16 protein-coding genes and 1 other RNA gene are annotated in these 15,654 nt (G+C 65.1%); 8 read left to right on the plus strand and 9 right to left on the minus strand.

Annotated elements, in window-relative coordinates; all coding sequences use genetic code 11:
• Positions 1 to 4: 4 nt before the first annotated feature.
• The 6 genes from nirB to A6A04_RS16270 form a co-directional block, all read right to left on the minus strand.
• Positions 5 to 2,452, minus strand: a complete 2,448-nt coding sequence (nirB, locus tag A6A04_RS16245) for a nitrite reductase large subunit NirB (protein ID WP_068494739.1) — start codon at positions 2,450 to 2,452, stop codon at positions 5 to 7.
• On the minus strand, positions 2,449 to 3,645 hold the full coding sequence (locus A6A04_RS16250) for a CmpA/NrtA family ABC transporter substrate-binding protein (protein WP_068494742.1): 1,197 nt from the start codon (positions 3,643 to 3,645) through the stop codon (positions 2,449 to 2,451). Before A6A04_RS16250 ends, nirB begins: the two co-directional genes overlap by 4 nt.
• 22 nt (positions 3,646 to 3,667) lie before the next feature.
• On the minus strand, positions 3,668 to 4,459 hold the full coding sequence (locus tag A6A04_RS16255) for an ABC transporter ATP-binding protein (protein WP_068494743.1): 792 nt from the start codon (positions 4,457 to 4,459) through the stop codon (positions 3,668 to 3,670).
• 11 nt (positions 4,460 to 4,470) lie between these two features.
• Positions 4,471 to 5,328, minus strand: a complete 858-nt coding sequence (gene ntrB / locus A6A04_RS16260; RefSeq protein WP_068494745.1) for a nitrate ABC transporter permease — start codon at positions 5,326 to 5,328, stop codon at positions 4,471 to 4,473.
• A gap of 17 nt (positions 5,329 to 5,345) precedes the next feature.
• The gene (locus A6A04_RS16265; protein WP_068494747.1) at positions 5,346 to 6,641 is read right to left on the minus strand and encodes a CmpA/NrtA family ABC transporter substrate-binding protein; all 1,296 of its coding nucleotides are present in this window, start codon (positions 6,639 to 6,641) and stop codon (positions 5,346 to 5,348) included.
• Positions 6,642 to 6,947: 306 nt separating this feature from the next.
• Positions 6,948 to 7,526, minus strand: coding sequence for an ANTAR domain-containing response regulator (locus tag A6A04_RS16270; RefSeq protein ID WP_068494749.1), 579 nt, complete (start codon positions 7,524 to 7,526; stop codon positions 6,948 to 6,950).
• 212 nt (positions 7,527 to 7,738) lie between these two features.
• Between A6A04_RS16270 and A6A04_RS16275 the strand changes: the two genes are divergently transcribed.
• From A6A04_RS16275 to A6A04_RS16285, 3 genes are all read left to right on the plus strand, one after another.
• Positions 7,739 to 8,320: a hypothetical protein gene (locus tag A6A04_RS16275; RefSeq protein ID WP_068494751.1), complete on the plus strand. Its 582-nt coding sequence runs from the start codon at positions 7,739 to 7,741 to the stop codon at positions 8,318 to 8,320.
• 16 nt (positions 8,321 to 8,336) lie between these two features.
• Positions 8,337 to 9,062 carry a response regulator gene (locus tag A6A04_RS16280; protein WP_068494753.1) on the plus strand — a complete coding sequence of 242 codons (726 nt, stop codon included), beginning with the start codon at positions 8,337 to 8,339 and terminating at the stop codon, positions 9,060 to 9,062.
• A gap of 181 nt (positions 9,063 to 9,243) precedes the next feature.
• Positions 9,244 to 9,948 carry a hypothetical protein gene (locus A6A04_RS16285; RefSeq protein ID WP_068494754.1) on the plus strand — a complete coding sequence of 235 codons (705 nt, stop codon included), beginning with the start codon at positions 9,244 to 9,246 and terminating at the stop codon, positions 9,946 to 9,948.
• Between the two features lie 4 nt (positions 9,949 to 9,952).
• Here the strand turns inward: A6A04_RS16285 and A6A04_RS16290 are convergent, their stop codons facing one another.
• Together A6A04_RS16290 and A6A04_RS16295 are read right to left on the minus strand one after the other, a co-directional pair.
• Complete coding sequence (locus tag A6A04_RS16290) at positions 9,953 to 10,294, minus strand: DUF1491 family protein (protein WP_068494756.1); 342 nt, start codon at positions 10,292 to 10,294, stop codon at positions 9,953 to 9,955.
• Positions 10,291 to 11,466 carry a cyclic nucleotide-gated ion channel gene (locus A6A04_RS16295; RefSeq protein WP_068494758.1) on the minus strand — a complete coding sequence of 392 codons (1,176 nt, stop codon included), beginning with the start codon at positions 11,464 to 11,466 and terminating at the stop codon, positions 10,291 to 10,293. Before A6A04_RS16295 ends, A6A04_RS16290 begins: the two co-directional genes overlap by 4 nt.
• Before the next feature lie 150 nt (positions 11,467 to 11,616).
• Between A6A04_RS16295 and A6A04_RS16300 the strand changes: the two genes are divergently transcribed.
• Entirely contained in the window at positions 11,617 to 12,021 is a 405-nt protein-coding gene (locus A6A04_RS16300; protein WP_172822795.1) for a bacteriohemerythrin, read from the plus strand.
• Here A6A04_RS16300 and A6A04_RS16305 read toward each other — a convergent pair.
• A complete protein-coding gene (locus tag A6A04_RS16305; RefSeq protein WP_068494762.1) occupies positions 12,008 to 12,991 on the minus strand; it encodes an endonuclease/exonuclease/phosphatase family protein in 984 nt (327 codons plus the stop codon). The genes A6A04_RS16300 and A6A04_RS16305 overlap by 14 nt on opposite strands.
• 114 nt (positions 12,992 to 13,105) lie before the next feature.
• On the opposite strand from A6A04_RS16305, the gene A6A04_RS16310 reads away from it, so the two are divergent.
• The 4 genes from A6A04_RS16310 (at position 13,106) to mraZ (ending at position 15,653) form a co-directional block, all read left to right on the plus strand.
• Positions 13,106 to 13,561 (plus strand): bacteriohemerythrin, encoded by a 456-nt coding sequence (locus A6A04_RS16310; protein WP_068494764.1) that lies wholly within the window; start codon positions 13,106 to 13,108, stop codon positions 13,559 to 13,561.
• The gene (locus tag A6A04_RS16315) at positions 13,558 to 14,286 is read left to right on the plus strand and encodes a protein phosphatase CheZ (RefSeq protein WP_068494766.1); all 729 of its coding nucleotides are present in this window, start codon (positions 13,558 to 13,560) and stop codon (positions 14,284 to 14,286) included. The genes A6A04_RS16310 and A6A04_RS16315 overlap by 4 nt, the downstream gene beginning before the upstream one ends.
• A gap of 144 nt (positions 14,287 to 14,430) precedes the next feature.
• Positions 14,431 to 14,839, plus strand: an RNA gene (rnpB, locus tag A6A04_RS16320) — RNase P RNA component class A.
• A 346-nt stretch (positions 14,840 to 15,185) separates the two neighbouring features.
• A complete protein-coding gene (mraZ, locus tag A6A04_RS16325; protein WP_068494768.1) occupies positions 15,186 to 15,653 on the plus strand; it encodes a division/cell wall cluster transcriptional repressor MraZ in 468 nt (155 codons plus the stop codon).
• The last annotated feature ends 1 nt before the right edge of the window (position 15,654 follow it).

Below are 15,654 nucleotides of genomic sequence, written 5' to 3' on the forward strand. Positions count from 1 at the left end.
ATGCTTACTCCACCTCGGCCAGGGCGTTGAATTCGTGGGCGTCCAGGCCCTTGACCCGTTCGGCCCAGGGATCGATCTGGGCGTAGGCTTGCGAGAACAGGAAACGGGCATGGGCGGCGGCGCGTCCGGCGGCGTCATCCACCACCCGCTTCTTGATGGACTCGATGCCGACCCGCTCGACCCAGGGCGCCATGCGTTCCAGGTAGCGGGCTTCCTCGCGGTAGATCTGCATGACGGCGCCGGAGTATTCGAGAACCTCGGCCTCGGTGGCGACCCGGGCGAGATGGTCGGTGCCGCGCAGCTCGATGCCGCCATTGCCGCCGACCACGATGTCGTAGCCCGCCTCGACGCAGATGATGCCGATATCCTTGATGGTGGCCTCGGCGCAGTTGCGCGGGCAGCCCGACACCGCCAGCTTGACCTTGTGCGGCGTCCACGACCCCCACATCATGCGCTCCAGCTTGATGCCCAGGCCGGTGGAATCCTGGGTGCCGAACCGGCACCATTCCGAGCCGACGCAGGTCTTGACCGTGCGCAGGCCCTTGGCATAGCCGTGGCCCGATACCAGTCCGGCCTTGTTGAGATCGGCCCAGACGGCGGGAAGCTGTTCCTTCCTGACGCCCAGCAGGTCGATGCGCTGGCCGCCGGTGACCTTCACCGTGGGAATGGCGAACTTGTCGGCCACATCGGCGATGGCGCGCAGCTCGGCGGGCGTGGTGACGCCGCCCCACATGCGTGGGATCACCGAATAGGTGCCGTCCTTCTGGATATTGGCGTGGACCCGCTCGTTGATGAAGCGGCTCTGATTGTCATCCACGTATTCGGCGGGCCAGGCGCAGATCAGGTAGTAGTTGAGCGCCGGGCGGCATTTGGCGCAGCCATCGGCATGGCGCCAGCCCAGCGCGGCGCGGACGTCGTCCATGGTCTTGAGGTCCTGGGCGACGATCTCGCGGCGGACCTGGTCATGGGACAGGTCGGTGCAGCCGCACATGCCCGCCGCCTTGGCCTCCACCACCTCGCCGGTGACATGGGCCAGGATGGCCTGGACCACGCTCGCGCACTGGCCGCAAGAGGCGCTGGCCTTGGTATGGGCCTTGACCTCATCCAGGCTGGTCAGCCCCTTCTCGGTGATGGCCTTGACGATGGCGCCCTTGGAAACGCCGTTACAGCCGCAGACCTGGGCATCGTCTGCCATGGCGGCCACGTCCATGCCGCCCTTGCCCTTGCAGGCGTGGTCGGCATAGGCCTGGCCGAAGATCATGCGGTCGCGCATCTCGGCCACATCGGCCGCTTCCCGCATCAGCTGGAAGTACCAGTTGCCGTCGGCCACATCGCCATACATGACGGCGCCCACTAGCTTGCCATCGCGCAGCACCAGCTTCTTGTAGATGCCCTTGGCGGAGTCGCGGTAGATCAGCTCCTCGTCGGCCTCGTCCTGGGCCGCCAGCCGACCGGCGGAAAACACGTCGATGCCGGTGATCTTGAGGCGGGTGGACAGCGCCGGGGTGACATAGATGGCGTCGGCGTTCCCGGCCAGATGGGCGGCCGCCACCTTGGCCTGTTCCCACAGTGGCGCCACCAGGCCGAAGACCTGGCCGCGATGCTCGACGCATTCGCCGACGGAATAGATGGAGGAATCCGAGGTCCGCATGCCGTCGCCGACCACGATGCCGCGATTGACTTCGAGGCCCGCCGCCTTGGCCAGATCCACATTGGGGCGGATGCCGATGGCCACCACCACCAGATCGGCGGGAACCTCGCGGCCATCGGCCAGCTTCAGCCCTTCGGCGCGCTCGGTGCCCATGACCTCCTCGGTCTGGCCGCCCATGAAGAAGTGCAGGCCGCGCTCGGTCAGGTCCTTCTGCAGCAGATGCCCGGCCTCGACGTCCAACTGGCGTTCCATCAAGGTGTCCATCAGATGGACCACGGCCACCGGCATGCCGCGACGGCGCAGGCCCCAGGCCGCTTCCAGCCCCAGCAGACCGCCGCCGATGACCACGGCGCGCTGTCCGGCCTCGGCGGCGGCCAGCATCCTCTCCACGTCGGCGATATCGCGGAAGGCGACCACGCCGGGCAGGTCCAGGCCGGGCAGCGGCGGCATCAGCGGCTTGGAGCCGGTGGCCAGCAGCAGCCGGTCATAGGGAACCACCAGGCCCGAGGCGGCGGTGACGGTCTTGGCGACCGGGTCGACGGCCACCACCGGGTCGCCGGCATGGAGCGCGATGTGGTTTTCGTCGTACCAGTCGCGCGAATTGATGATGATGTCGTCCACCGCCTTCTCGCCCGCCAGCACCGAGGACAGCATGATGCGGTTATAGTTGGGGTGAGGCTCGGCGCCGAACACGGTGATGTCGAAACGGGCCGGGGCGATGGCCAGCAATTCCTCGACGGTGCGCATGCCGGCCATGCCGTTGCCGACGACGACCAGCTTCTGGCGGGGGAGGGCGTTCATGACAGGTCTCCTGTATCGGCGGCCCGGCTGGCGGGCTCTTCGGGACGGTTGGCGCGCAGGGGGTCGAACACCGAACCGTCCAGCAAGAGGTCGGGACCCATGGCGATGGGGGCGGTGGCGCGGACCAGCATCCAGGGACCGGCATGCTCGCCCTCGGTCTTGTAGTCGGTGAGCGGCACCGCCAGGCCCAGGTCCTGGGCGGCGGCGCGATAGAGATCGGGACGGAACACCGCGTCGGCGGCGGCGCGGGCATCGGCGGCGGCGGGCAACTGGCCGCAGAGCTTCATGCGCTCCAGGTACCACATGGCCTGGGATCGCCAGGGGAAGTTGGCGGCGCGGGCATGGAAGGTGATCAGGTCCCAGGGCAGGCCGCCCTCGCCCAGCAGCGGCGCCCGCAGGGCATCGACCGGGGCGTTGATGTATTGCGGCTGGGCCAGCAGTTCGGCCAGTTCGGCCCGGTTGTCGTCGCACCACTTGGCGGCGCCGATCAGGGCGGTGAGCAGGGCGTGATGGGTCTCGGGGTGGTGGTCGAGCCAGTCGCGGGTGACGGCGAAAACCTTTTCCAGCCGCCCGGCGAAGATGTCGCCGCTGGTGGCCGCGATGCGGCCGAGACCCAGGCGGACGGCCAGGCTGCCCCAGGGCTCGCCGACGCAATAGCCGCTGATATTGCCTGCCGAGAGATAGGCGATCATCTGGGGCGGCGGCACCACCACGATGCGCACGTCGCGCTCGGGGTCGATCCCGGCGGCTTCCAGCCACAGGCGCAGTTCCATGGCGTGGGACGAGAAGGGATAGACCACGGCGAAGCTCATCACCGGTCGGCCCGCCGCCTTGTCCTCGGCGATCAGCGCCTTCAGCGCCGCCCTTGGCTCGGCCTCGCCCATGCGCTCCCACAGGGCGTTGGCGAGGGTGATGGTGTTGCCGCCCAGGTTCAGGGCCATGCCCGCCACCATGGGGACCTTCAGCGGCGACAGGCCCAGGCTCATGGCCAGGGACTGGGGCGCCAGCATCTGGGCGCCGTCCAGGGCGCCGACGGCGAGTTTGTCGCGCACCGAGGCCCAGGAGGCCTCGCGGGACAGCTCGACATCGAGTCCCATTTCCGAAAAGAAACCGCGTTCCTTGGCCACCACCAGCGGGGCGGCGTCGATTAGCGGCACCATGCCGAGCTTCAGGCGGGATTTTTCCAGCGCCATGACGTCTCTCCCTTAGGGGTTCTCAGGCGGCCTTGGCCGGGGCGTGGCCGTGCAGGAACCGCAGCACCTCGGCCCGCAGATGGTTGAAATGCGGGTTGTCGGCCAGGTCCACCCGCGAGCGCGGCCGGGGCAGGTCGATATCGAGGATCTGGCCGATGCGGGCGGCGGGGCCGTTGGTCATCATCACGATGCGATCCGACAGCAGCACCGATTCGTCGACATCGTGGGTGATCATGATGACGGTGTTGCCCAGGCGGCCGTGGATTTCCATCAACGAGTCCTGGAGATGGGCGCGGGTCAGGGCGTCCAGGGCGCCGAAGGGCTCGTCCAGCAGCAGCACCTTGGGCTCCATGGCCAGGGCGCGGGCGATGCCGACCCGCTGCTTCATGCCGCCCGAGATTTCGCCCGGCTTCTTGTCCTTGGCGTGGTCCATGCGCACCAGCGACAGGTTGTGCAGCACCCAGTCGTGGCGCTCGGCCTTGCTCTTGGTGCGGCTCAGCACCTTGTCCACCGCCATGCGCACATTGTCGTAGACGGTGAGCCAGGGCAGCAGCGAGTGGTTCTGGAACACCACGGCACGGTCGGGGCCGGGGCTGTCGACCTCGCGGCCTTCCAGCAGCACGCCGCCCTCGGTGGCCTGCAGCAGACCGGCGACGATGTTGAGCAGGGTCGACTTGCCGCAGCCGGAATGGCCGATGACCGAGACGAACTCACCCTTGGCGATGCGCAGCACCACATCGTCCAGGGCGCGGAAGGTGCCCTTGTCGGAGCTGAAGGAGATGCCGACATTCTCGATGGACAGATAGGCGGACATGGCGGTTCTCCTCAGTTGGAAAGCAGTTTGCCGACGAAGGTGATCAGGCGGTCGAGCATGAAGCCCACCAGACCCACATAGACCAGGGCCAGGATGATCTCGCTCATGAGCGAGCTGTTCCAGGCGTCCCAGATGAAGAAGCCGATGCCGACGCCGCCGATCAGCATCTCAGCCGCGATGATGGCCAGCCAGGACAGGCCGATGCCGATCTTGAGGCCGGTGAAGATGTAGGGCACCGTCGCCGGGATCACGATCTTGAAGAAGAACTCGATGGGCGACAGCCGCAGCACCAGGGCGACATTGCGGTAATCCTGGGGGATGTTGCGCACGCCGACGGCGGTGTTGAGGATGATGGGCCAGATGGAGGTGATGAAGATCACGAAGATGGCCGAGGGGTCGGCCTGGCGGAAGGCCGCCAGCGAGATGGGCAGCCAGGCCAGCGGCGGCACGGTGCGCAGCACCTGGAAGATGGGGTCCAGCGCGCGGAAGGCCAGGGTGCTCTGGCCGATCAGCACGCCCAGGAAGATACCGGCCACCGAGGACAGGGCGAAGCCCACCGCCACCCGCTTCAGCGAGGCGAAGATGTGCCAGAACAGGCCCTTGTCGACGCCGCCGTGATCGAAGAACGGGTCGACGATCAGCGGCCAGGTGGACTGGATCACCTTGACCGGGCCGGGCAGCAGGGCGTTGGGGCCGGAACAGGCCAGTTGCCAGACTCCCAGCAGCACGGCGAGGCCGAGGACCGGCGGCAAGACCCGCCCGGCGATCTCCCTGGCGGTCTTGGCCGCCTGGCTCTTGGCCAGCGGGCGTTTGGCGGGGGTGCTCGCCTCGGCGGGGGCGGCAGCGGTGATATTGCTTACCATGGTCATGCTGTCCTCCTGGTGCCTTAGGCGACGCGCTTGATGGCGAGGCTCTTCAGATAGGCGGCCGGATTGGCCGGATCGAACACCTTGCCGTCATAGAACTTCTCGACGCCGCGCGAGGTGGAGGCGGGGATATGGGCGGCGGGAACCGCCAGATCCTTGGCGGCGGCGCGCCAGATATCCTCGCGGTTGACCTGGGCGATCAGGCTCTTGGTGTCCAGGTCGGCGGGCTGGTAGCCCCAGCGGATGTTCTCGGTCAGGAACCACAGTTCGTGGCTCTGGAAGGGATAGGAGGCGAAGTCCTTCCAGAACTTCATGACATGGGGGCTTTTTTCCACCAGGCGGCCGTCGCCGTAATTGAGGAAGCCCGAGGCCCGCGCCACGATGTCCTCCACCGGCACCTTGAACCATTCGCGGCCCGAGACGATCTTGCACATCTCCTCGATATTGGCCTCGCACCACTGGGCCGCTTCCAGCACCGCCATGGTCACCGCCTTGGCCGCCTTGGGGTTCTTCTCGACCCAGTCGGCGCGCATGGCCAGGCTCTTTTCCGGATGGTCCTTCCACAACTCGCCGGTGGTCACGGCGGAAAAGCCGATGCCCTGGTGGGCCAACTGGTCGTTCCACGGCTCGCCGACGCAGAAGGCCTCCATGGTGCCCACCTTCATATTGGCCACCATCTGGGGCGGCGGCACGGTGATGGTGGAGACGTCCTTGTCCGGGTCGATGCCGTTGGCGGCCAGCCAGTAGCGGATCCACATGTCGTGGGTGCCGCCGGGGAAGGTCATGGCCACCTTGATTTCCTTGCCCGCCGCCCGGGCCTTGGCCAGGGCCGGACCGAAGGCCTTGGCGTCGGTGGTCAGCTTCAGGTCCTTGTAGGCATTGGAGACCGAGATGCACTGACCGTTGGTGTTGAGCCGGGTCAGGATGTTCATGGGGACCTTGGCGTTGTTCTTGGTGATCCGGCCGGACGCCATCAGATAGGGCATGGGGGTCAGGATATGGGCGCCATCGATGCCGCCACCGGCCGAGCCCAGTTCCAGATTGTCGCGGGTGGTGCCCCACGACGCCTGCTTCAGCACCTGGACATCGGGCATGCCGTGCTTGGCGAAGAAGCCCTTTTCCTTGGCGATGATCAGCGGCGAGGCATCGGTCAGGGCGATGAAGCCGAACGAGGCACCCTTGACCTCGGGAGCGTCGCCAACGGCGGCCCAGGCACCGGCGGGCAGGGCGGCGCGGGCGGCGGCCAGCACGGCGGCGGTGGCCAGGACGGAGCGGCGGGAAATTCCGGGGGCCCGATCGGAGGTCTTGGTGGTCATGATGGTTTGTCCCTCTTTGGCTGAACCAAAAACAAAAAAGGCGTTCCGCGGAGCGACGCAGACCCCAAGGGGCAGCGCTGGTCCGTGGAACGCCTTTGTTCCTGGCCCGGCCCGGCGTCATTGCCGGGTGGGCCGCTCAATCTGGGGAAGGAGACCTCTCGCCATTGAGAGTTGGCCGCCTTCGTCTTGCACTGCAGCAAGGAGCGTGCCAGTGACAAAAGTCACGGGATTTAAGGGGATTGGCAAACGGGGGATTTTAGATACGCCTAAAAAATAGGCTTATGGCGAGCATTGCCTAAAAAAGGGCTAGCCCAGCAGCTCGGCGGCCTCGATGACCTTGTTGGCCACATCGATCAGTCGAAGCTTCTGGTCCATGGCCATCTTGCGCAGCAAGCCATGGGCGGCATCCTCCTCGATCTGGCGCCGCTTCATCAAGATGCCCTTGGCCTTCTCAATCTGCTTGCGCTCGGCCAAGGTGCTCTTGGCCTTGTCCAACTGGGCGCGCAGGTCCTGGAACTGGGCGAAGCGGGCGATGGCCACGTCGATCACCGGCTTCACGCGACTGGGGTTGAGGCCGTCGACCACATAGGCGGACACCCCGGCTTCCACCGCTGCCTTGATGGTTTCGGGCTTGCCGTCCTGGGCGAACATCACCACCGGGCGGTTCTGCTCGATTCCTACCCGGCGCATGTCTTCCAGGATGTCGCGGTCCGGAGAGTCGATGTCGACGATGATGACGTCGGCGGCGAGTTCCGCCACCTTGGCATGCAGGCCGGTGCCGCTGGTCAGCACCGCGACCACGACGAAGCCGTCGCTTTCCAGTGCCGCCTTCACCAGGGCGGCCCGGTCACGTTCGTCATCGACCACGATCACCCGCAGTCCCATGCCAATCCTCTACGCCTGTGCTCCGCACCGAGCGGTGCATGGCCCATGCCATAGCACGGCGGTACGGCGGGGCGCCATACAGGTCGCCATGATACTTGTTTAGGGCCGGAGCGGCTGGTCGGGCTTGCCTAAATTCCAGGCAATGCGATTGTCCCTTCGGCCCGCCCGAAGTTACTGGTAGTGTCACGCATATGAAATCCCTGGGGAGGGGCGTGGTGATCTGGATCGTGGTTCGTGTGGCGATGGCCTTGTCCGTGCTGCTGTCGGCCGAGGCATTGGCAGGCGGCAAGAAGGAAGGCGCGGGCGAAAGCGGCGGCGGTGCCACCTCGCCCATCGCCAGCACAGCTTCCGGCCCGCGCGAGAAGACCATCGCTCCGGAACAGGCGGGCGAAAGCCTGGGCGACGTGTCGCTGGCGGCTTCCATGCTGGCGGGGGCCGGGGCCGGCAAGTGCCGCATGAACTTCGTGCTGTTCAACAATTCCTCCGCCACCATCGCCTTGGGCATGGTGGGAACCTCGGTCAGCAGCAAGGGTGACATCCTGGACAACTGGGTGATCAATATCGGGGCGCTGGCTCCGGGGGGGCAGACGGCGCGGCTGTTTTCCTGCGCCATCGGTGCTGCGCAATTGAGCTTCTCCCCCTTGGCCGATTTCGGGACGCCGCCCATCAAATGTCTCAACGCCAAGCAGGAAGTCGAATCCTGTGCCGTGGGCATGAAAATCCGCTCGACCCTGCCCATGATCGAGAAAGACCAGATCAAGCCGCCGGAGCCGGCCGGCGGCAAGAAGCATTAGGAGGTACGGAGATCAGATGATCCTAGAGCGCCGTGTCATCGTTTTTCCCCGGGCGGACTTTCTCGACGCCATGCGCCGCTACGGCGAGCGCATCGGCAAGAACCTGCCCAACACCGCGCCCGATCAACTGAATTTCGATCCGGCCCAGGACATCTCGCTCACCATCCGCTTTCCGGCGGTGTTCGCCGGTGGTTCGGCCAAGGACTTCATCTTCTCGCGCGAGGATGTGGGCCAGGCCCTGACCCTGTATTGCCGTGAACACCGGGTGCCGCTGCCAAAGGGCGCCACCAAGCAGATCGAGAAGTTCAAGGACGGCGCCGCCCTGTCCATGCTGATCGGCGGTAGCGGCATGCATATCCTGATCATCGACGATCAGGAGGTCATGCGCAGCATCATCAAGAAGCTGCTGACCAAGGCCAACCCGTCCCAGGTCTCCGAGGCCAATGACGGGCTGAAGGCGCTGGACATGCTGCGCTCGGGCGAGTGCGAGCCCGACATCATCATCTGCGACCTGCATATGGAGCATATGGGCGGCATCGAGTTCCTGCGCACCCTTCGCAGCGACAAGGCCAATGTCAACAGCCGCAAGCCGGTGCTGATCCTGACCAGCGACAAATCCGAGGAAGCCCACGAGATCACCCGTCAGGTGGGCGCTTCCAAGGTGTTGACCAAGCCCATCTCCGCCGATGACTTGATCCGCCAGATCAATCTGGTACGGGGCCATTTCGAGGCGGCCCGCTAGTGTGGTGAATTCGAAGTTCCTATCATTTTCGCCGCGCGCGTCATTAGGAACTTCGAATTCGTGAGCCACACTAGAAACAACAGGTTGCTAGTGTCCTGATCGATTCTGAAATTCGAAAGGAGCTTGGATAATATGCTGCGAATTTCAGAATCGGGACACTAGGCGGGAGGCGGAGGCGTCGATGACCCGGATATTCCGCTTCAGTCCTCTCGTGGTGCGCTCCATCGGCCTGCTGGCCCGGGAATTTCCCACCTTCCTGCGGCTGTCCTGGTTCTGCCTGGCGGTCAGCCTGCTCAGTCTGGCGGTCTCTGCCCGCCACCCCTTGTTGGGCGGCATCGCCGACCTGATGGCCCATGGCGTCTTCGCCACCGTCTGGATGCGGCTGGTGGCCATGGGCGAGCGGCCGCTCGGGCTGGCCTATTTCCGCCTGGGGCGGCGGGAAGTGTTCGTGGCCTTGGGCTGGATGCTGGCGGAGACCTTCGTCGCCTTTCCCGCCCATGTGATTTCGGCCTCGCTGTCCATGGCCACCGGCCTGTCGGTGGACGATGCCCTGATGCCCATGTTGGCCCTGGCCCATCTGCTGCTGGGCGTGGCTTATCTGCTGGCGGCCGAGGCGGCGCTGGAGCCCGGCGCGGGCCGGGTCGGCTGGCGTTTGCCCGACTTGGTGATGAAGGGGGGCATGGCGGTGAGCGTGGCGGTGCTGCTGGCCTGGCTGCCCGCCAATCTGCTGCTGGAAGGGGTGCTGTGGCTGCCCCAGGTCGATCTGCTGGACGGGCTGACCCTGGCCGATGCCGGAGCGGCGGCGGTGCGCTATCTCGCCATGGCGGTCACGGGCGGGACCCTGGCCCTGGTCTGGATGGATCTGTCGGCGGGCGCCGAGGGCTGATACCCTATTTCAGGATATGGTCGAGGAAGGGCAGGCGGCCTGCGCGATCCTCCACCTCCAGCACCCACAGGTCGGGGTCGAACTGCCGCTGGCGGGCGATATAGGCGTCGGCCTTGGCCTCGGGCACCGGATCGGCCCCGGTGGCGGGGAGCCAGGCCGCCTGGCCGGTACCGTCGCGCACCTGGGTGAAGACCTCGCATCCGGCGGCGCCGCGATTGAGCTTGACCAGCACGGCGCCCGCGTCCTCGTCGCCCTTGGCCACCACGAAGGCGGGGATGGCCAATACGCCGCATTGGCGGATAGCCGCATGAACCCATAGCCGAGCCTTGAGGCGGGGTTCGCTCACGCCTTGGGCACCGGCGGCAGGCCGCCGCCGCTGGGCTGGATATTGTCCATGGCCATGCGCGAGCGGGCGGTCTCCCAGATCACTTCCAGCAGGGCGTGGTCATGGGCGACGAATTTATGGAAGTCGCGGGCGTCAAGGACCAGCAACTGGCAGCGGCTGATGGCCTTGACCGTGGCGGTGCGCGGGCAGCGCTCGATCAGGGCGATCTCGCCGAAGAAGTCGCCGTTCTTCAGGACGAAGGTACCGCCCTTGCCCTTGACCTCCACCTGGCCGCTGACGATGAAATACATGCACTCGCCGGTATCGCCTTCCCGCATCAGCACCTCGCCCTTGATGGCGCGGGACAGTTTCAGCAGGCTGGCGATCTCGGCGATCTGGTTGGCCTGCAGCCGGGCGAAGAACGGCACCTTGGCCACCAGATGCCAGGTGGAAACGAAGTTTTGCCGACGCATCTCCTCGGAAAATCCGGATGCCAGGATCGAGGCCGGCAGCGCGAACATGCACAGGCCCAGCACGGCGACCACGCTGCCCAGCAATTTGCCCAGGACCGTGGTGGGGACCACGTCGCCATAGCCCAGCGTACTGAGCGTCACGATGGACCACCACATGGCGTCCGACACCGACTTGAAGCCGGGATTGACGCTGCGCTCGGCGAAATAGAGCAGGGTCGAGGAGGCGATGGCCATCAGCAGCATGATGAACAGCGAGGCCAGCAGGGGGCGCAGCTCGTTCAACACGACCACGCCCAGGGTTTCCAGGGCGGGGGAGTAGCGGGCCAGTTTGAGGAAGCGCAGGATGCCGAAAATGGTGGCGCCGTCCCGGGGCAGGTCGAAGGCCTCGCCCACCAGGAAGGGCACCACCGCCATGAAGTCGAAGATACCATAGAGGCTGAGGGTGTAGCGCAGCCGGGCCTTCAGCGCCGTCTCGCCTTCCTGGGGCGAAAAGCCCGCGGTGAGCAGGCGCAGGCCATAATCGGCGGTCAGGACCAGCAGCAACAGGGCGCTGAAGTCCCGGGCCAACTCCTCGTGCTGGCCCCAGATGCCCTCGGAGGTGTCCAGGATGGCGATGGCGGTGGACACGACGATGCAGACCACCAGGGCCGACCGGAAAAATACCGCCCGCCTGGGCGGAAATGGCCCTTCGGCAATCAGTCCCTGCAACCACGCCCGCATTGGCTCTCCCCTGTACCACCATCACTATAGCGGGCCATACTTTTTGGCGCCACCCGGCACATATCCCCTGCATCATATTTCGCACATGTCTTTGCCGGTTGTTTGCATTGCTGATAGGGTGTGATGAATTATGACTTTTGGGGGGTGGGCGTGCCGGTCATTGAATGGGACGAGTCGTTGAGCGTGGGCGATGAGGAAATGGACAGGCATCACCGTCGTCTGCTCGAGATGCTCTGTCGCCTGCACGCGGTCATGCGCACGGTCGATGCCAACACCGCCGTGGGGCAGGTGCTGGCCGATCTTCTCGCTTATACCGAATTTCATTTCGATGAGGAGGAGAAGTGCATGCGGCGGGTGGGGTTTCCCCGCCTGGAGGCTCATCGCGAGTCCCATGCCGCTCTGACCGGCGCGGTATTGTCCATGAAGGCCGATTATGATCAGGAGCCAGGCAGCCTCCTGGCGGAGGAACTGTTCGAGTTCCTGTCGGACTGGCTGCTGCGCCATATCAAGGCCGAGGACATGGCCTATAAGCCCTACATGCTCAAGGCAAATTGAATTCCGCCACCATGGGGGCGTGATAGCTTTCCGGCGGGCCGCTGATTCCGGCGGGGGAGACCAGTTCGTCGCCCAGGGTTTCCGTATGCAGCTCGGCCGTCAGGAAGCTGCCCAGCAGCGGCCGTGACACCAGGATGTGATCCAGCAAGACCGGATGGCCGTGATGAATGACCGAGAAGCGGGCGCTTTCCGGCAGCGACCGTTCCACTGGCACCAGCATGCGCATGGCCAGATGGCCATTGCCGGTATCCTCCTCGTCGCCGCGCACGATGCGCAGCACCGCCTCGCGGTCGGTGGCGTTGAAATCGCCGCAGACCGCCACCAGGGCATCCGGGTCGCCATCCAGGATCTCCTCGACCAGAAGCCGCACCTCCAGCGCTTGGCCCGCCTGCTTGACCGCCGCCAGGAAAAATCCCTCGGCCCAGCCCGCCACCGACAGCCAGCGGCCGTGAGGCTCCTTCTGCCCGGCCAGCCAGGCGGCGCGCGGGGCGCGCAGATGGACATTGATCACATGCAGTTGGCGTCCGTCGCCCAGGGGATAGGCCGCGTGCAACACCGGCCGGTCCCATTCGGCCGGGCTGGCCTGCTCCTGGGGCGGCAGGGCATGGTTGGGGCGCCAGTGGCAGGGCTCCACCAGATCGTGCCAGACCTGACGGTGGGAGTGCGGTTCGAGCCGCGACAGGATCACCAGATTATGCAGGTCGGACGGGTGACGGCCGCCCCGGTTCAGGCTGACGATGCGATGGAAGGATTCGAGCTCGGTGCCCTCCACCAGCCGGTCCAGGCCGGACAGCAGGCGGGGGCCGTGCTTTGTGACGGGGTGGGCGTTGATCTCCTGCAGGCAGAGGATGTCGGCCCTGAGGCGGCGCAGTTGCGGCCGCAGCACCCGCAGTCGGTCCTCGAAGGCGATGGCGCCCTTGGGGCGGTCATCGAGGTTTTCCAGGTTGAAGGTCGCGATGCGCAGCGTCATGGACCAAGTCTAACCCAGCCGCGCCATCGCGGGCGAGCCCCATCAGCCTGCGCCTTGTGCCCGGTCGGCACTCGGGTATAGTGATCGCAGGGGAGAAAGCCGGGGACGGGAGAAATGGCCGAACTGGGGTGGAACAGTGCCTATGACGTCGGCCATCCCATGCTGGATTCCGATCACCGGGTCTTGATCAGCCTGCTTGATCAACTGTTCGACGCGGCTGAAACCGGCCAAAGCCGCGATGTCATCGAAAACGTTCTGTTTGTTCTTGCCGAATATGTCGAACACCACTTCGAACGCGAAGAGGCCATCATGGCGGCGGCAGGGTTTCCCCAGTTGGAGGCCCATCAACGTGAACACCGGGAACTCGCTGCCAAGGTGAACCGCATACGCGATGATTATCGCCATGGAAATAAGCGGGGATTGGGAGACGAAGTGGTCGATTTGCTGAAGAAGTGGTTGACCGGACACATCCTGGTTTCGGATAACTCTTACAGGCCGTGGGTGGAACGGGCACTAGACGGTGGGCCTGTCCCGCCGGTGATGGAGAAAAGGGGCTTGGGCGCATCATGACTACCGAGCGGAAACTGTTCACGGCCGAGATCAAGCGCCTGCAGCAGCGGGGCGAAGCCACCCCCAACGCCACCAATTCCGAGGTTCTGAAGGCCATCCGCGAACTGCGCGACGACCTGAAGCATTTGATTTTGCATGGCGAGGCTCCGCCGCCGCCGCCGCCGCCTTCGGCCGCCGACGAGGCGCTGCCGCAAAAGGCGGCCGAGGTCTCCATGCTGAAGACCGAGCTGCGGGCCCTGGCCGTCTGCATCGAGCATACCAAGGCCGAGATCGCCGCCTTGAAGCCCAAGGATGCCGATGACGACCGACTGATCGCGGTGACCTTCGAACTGGATGCCATTGTCTCGTCCACCGAGCGCGCCACCGAGCAGATCCTCGAGGCCGCCGAGAAGATCGAGTCCATCGGCAAGGAAATCCAGGCCCATGCCGCCGATGGCTATGTCTCGCGGCTGGTCGAGGATATCGGCGATACCGTCAGCAGCATCTTCGAGGCCTGTAACTTCCAAGACATTACCGGCCAGCGCATCACCAAGGTGGTCAAGACCTTGAAATACGTGGAAGATCGCATCAACGCCATGATCGAGATCTGGGGGCCGGAGAACATTGCCGATGTCTCTCCCAAGATTTTCGAGGAGCATCGCGACGACGATTCCAAGTTGCTCAACGGGCCGCAGCTGGAGAACAAGGGAATCAGCCAGGCCGAGATCGACAGCCTGTTCGGCTGATCGGCTATTCCAAAGTATTTATCAGGTATTCGCCTGGTTTTTATTTAAATTGCTTCGACAAGAGCCTCCGCCCGCCGGGGGCTCTTGCATTTCCGGCGATGCGGCTTGACGTGGCCCCCCCCCAGGGGCCAAAGTCCCCCCGCGTCAGACGGCCGGACGGCCGCCCTTCGAGCAATCGGGGGGAGGAAAGTCCGGGCTCCACGGAAACACGGTGCCGGATAACGTCCGGCGGGGGCGACCCTAGGGAAAGTGCCACAGAAAGCAAACCGCCCGCTCCCTGTTCCAGGCAGCGGGTAAGGGTGAAAGGGTGCGGTAAGAGCGCACCGCGCGACCGGCAACGGAAGCGGCACGGTAAACCCCACCGGGAGCAAGACCAAATAGGGGCGGCATGTGTCCTCTTCGGAGGGCCGAAACGCGTTTCCGCGTAGCCGCCCGGGTCGGTCGCGAGAGGCGTCCGGTAACGGGCGTCCCAGATGAATGGCCGTCTATTTTCGTGCCATGGGAGACCATGGGACGGAAGGGACAGAACCCGGCTTACAGGCCGTCTGACGCCTTTTTCCGCACGGATTTCCCATCTGGTCCCAAATGGCCCGTTCAGGCCCCCTTGGCGCGCCCCGGCGCATCGGTTCATGGTTCGTATCGTGAACAGATCATATCTCCATTCACATCGTATTCGCAAAAGCTGCGGTAGAATCAGCGAGTTGCGGGCATTTCCTCGAGTACTTTAGTAAAAGTGCCTCGTCATTAAGCAAACCCTGCTCCGTCCCAAACTTTTACTATCCGATTCCATTGACGCCCATGTTTTCCCATGTTATCCCATTAAGACCCACTATTCGGCGCCAGGGGCGTAGTGTGTCGGGAGGGTGGGATCGGAAACATCTCTGGCAAGGCGGACGAGGGTGGCGCTGTTTCTTTCCACATTCGTCAATCGGATCGACAAGAAGGGGCGGACCTCGGTTCCCGCCACCTTCCGCTCGGCCTTGGCGTCTGGGGTATTCCAGGGAATCGTCGCCTATCGCTCGTTCACCGGCCCGTGCATCGAGGGCTGCGGCATGGACTTCATGGAGCGCCTGTCCGACGGCGCCCAGAATTTCGACGCCTTCAGCCCCGAGCAGGACAGCCTCGCCTCGCTGATCTTCGCCGACGCCCGTCAGTTGGCCTGGGACCCGGAAGGCCGCATCAGCCTGCCCGAGGATATCCTGGCCCATGCCGGCATCACCGATGCCGTTGCCTTCGTCGGCAAGGGCCAGACCTTCCAGATATGGGAGCCCGAAGCCTATAAGGCGGTGGAGGCCGATATCCGCGCCCGCGCCCTGGCCCAGCGGCCGACCCTGGCGCTGCGTCCCAAGATTCCGGCGGGAGGCTGAC

It is taken from the genome of Paramagnetospirillum marisnigri, assembly GCF_001650715.1.
Classification (GTDB): Bacteria; Pseudomonadota; Alphaproteobacteria; order Rhodospirillales; family Magnetospirillaceae; genus Phaeospirillum; species Phaeospirillum marisnigri.

Bases quoted from the DNA above. Each gene is read 5' to 3' on its own strand.
- nirB (WP_068494739.1), bottom strand. From the start codon at position 2,452: ATGAACGCCCTCCCCCGCCAGAAGCTGGTCGTCGTCGGCAACGGCATG.
- A6A04_RS16250 (WP_068494742.1), bottom strand. From the start codon at position 3,645: ATGGCGCTGGAAAAATCCCGCCTGAAGCTCGGCATGGTGCCGCTAATC.
- A6A04_RS16255 (WP_068494743.1), bottom strand. From the start codon at position 4,459: ATGTCCGCCTATCTGTCCATCGAGAATGTCGGCATCTCCTTCAGCTCC.
- ntrB (WP_068494745.1), bottom strand. From the start codon at position 5,328: ATGACCATGGTAAGCAATATCACCGCTGCCGCCCCCGCCGAGGCGAGC.
- A6A04_RS16265 (WP_068494747.1), bottom strand. From the start codon at position 6,641: ATGACCACCAAGACCTCCGATCGGGCCCCCGGAATTTCCCGCCGCTCC.
- A6A04_RS16270 (WP_068494749.1), bottom strand. From the start codon at position 7,526: ATGGGACTGCGGGTGATCGTGGTCGATGACGAACGTGACCGGGCCGCC.
- A6A04_RS16280 (WP_068494753.1), top strand. From the start codon at position 8,337: ATGATCCTAGAGCGCCGTGTCATCGTTTTTCCCCGGGCGGACTTTCTC.
- A6A04_RS16285 (WP_068494754.1), top strand. From the start codon at position 9,244: ATGACCCGGATATTCCGCTTCAGTCCTCTCGTGGTGCGCTCCATCGGC.
- A6A04_RS16295 (WP_068494758.1), bottom strand. From the start codon at position 11,466: ATGCGGGCGTGGTTGCAGGGACTGATTGCCGAAGGGCCATTTCCGCCC.
- A6A04_RS16305 (WP_068494762.1), bottom strand. From the start codon at position 12,991: ATGACGCTGCGCATCGCGACCTTCAACCTGGAAAACCTCGATGACCGC.
- A6A04_RS16310 (WP_068494764.1), top strand. From the start codon at position 13,106: ATGGCCGAACTGGGGTGGAACAGTGCCTATGACGTCGGCCATCCCATG.
- A6A04_RS16315 (WP_068494766.1), top strand. From the start codon at position 13,558: ATGACTACCGAGCGGAAACTGTTCACGGCCGAGATCAAGCGCCTGCAG.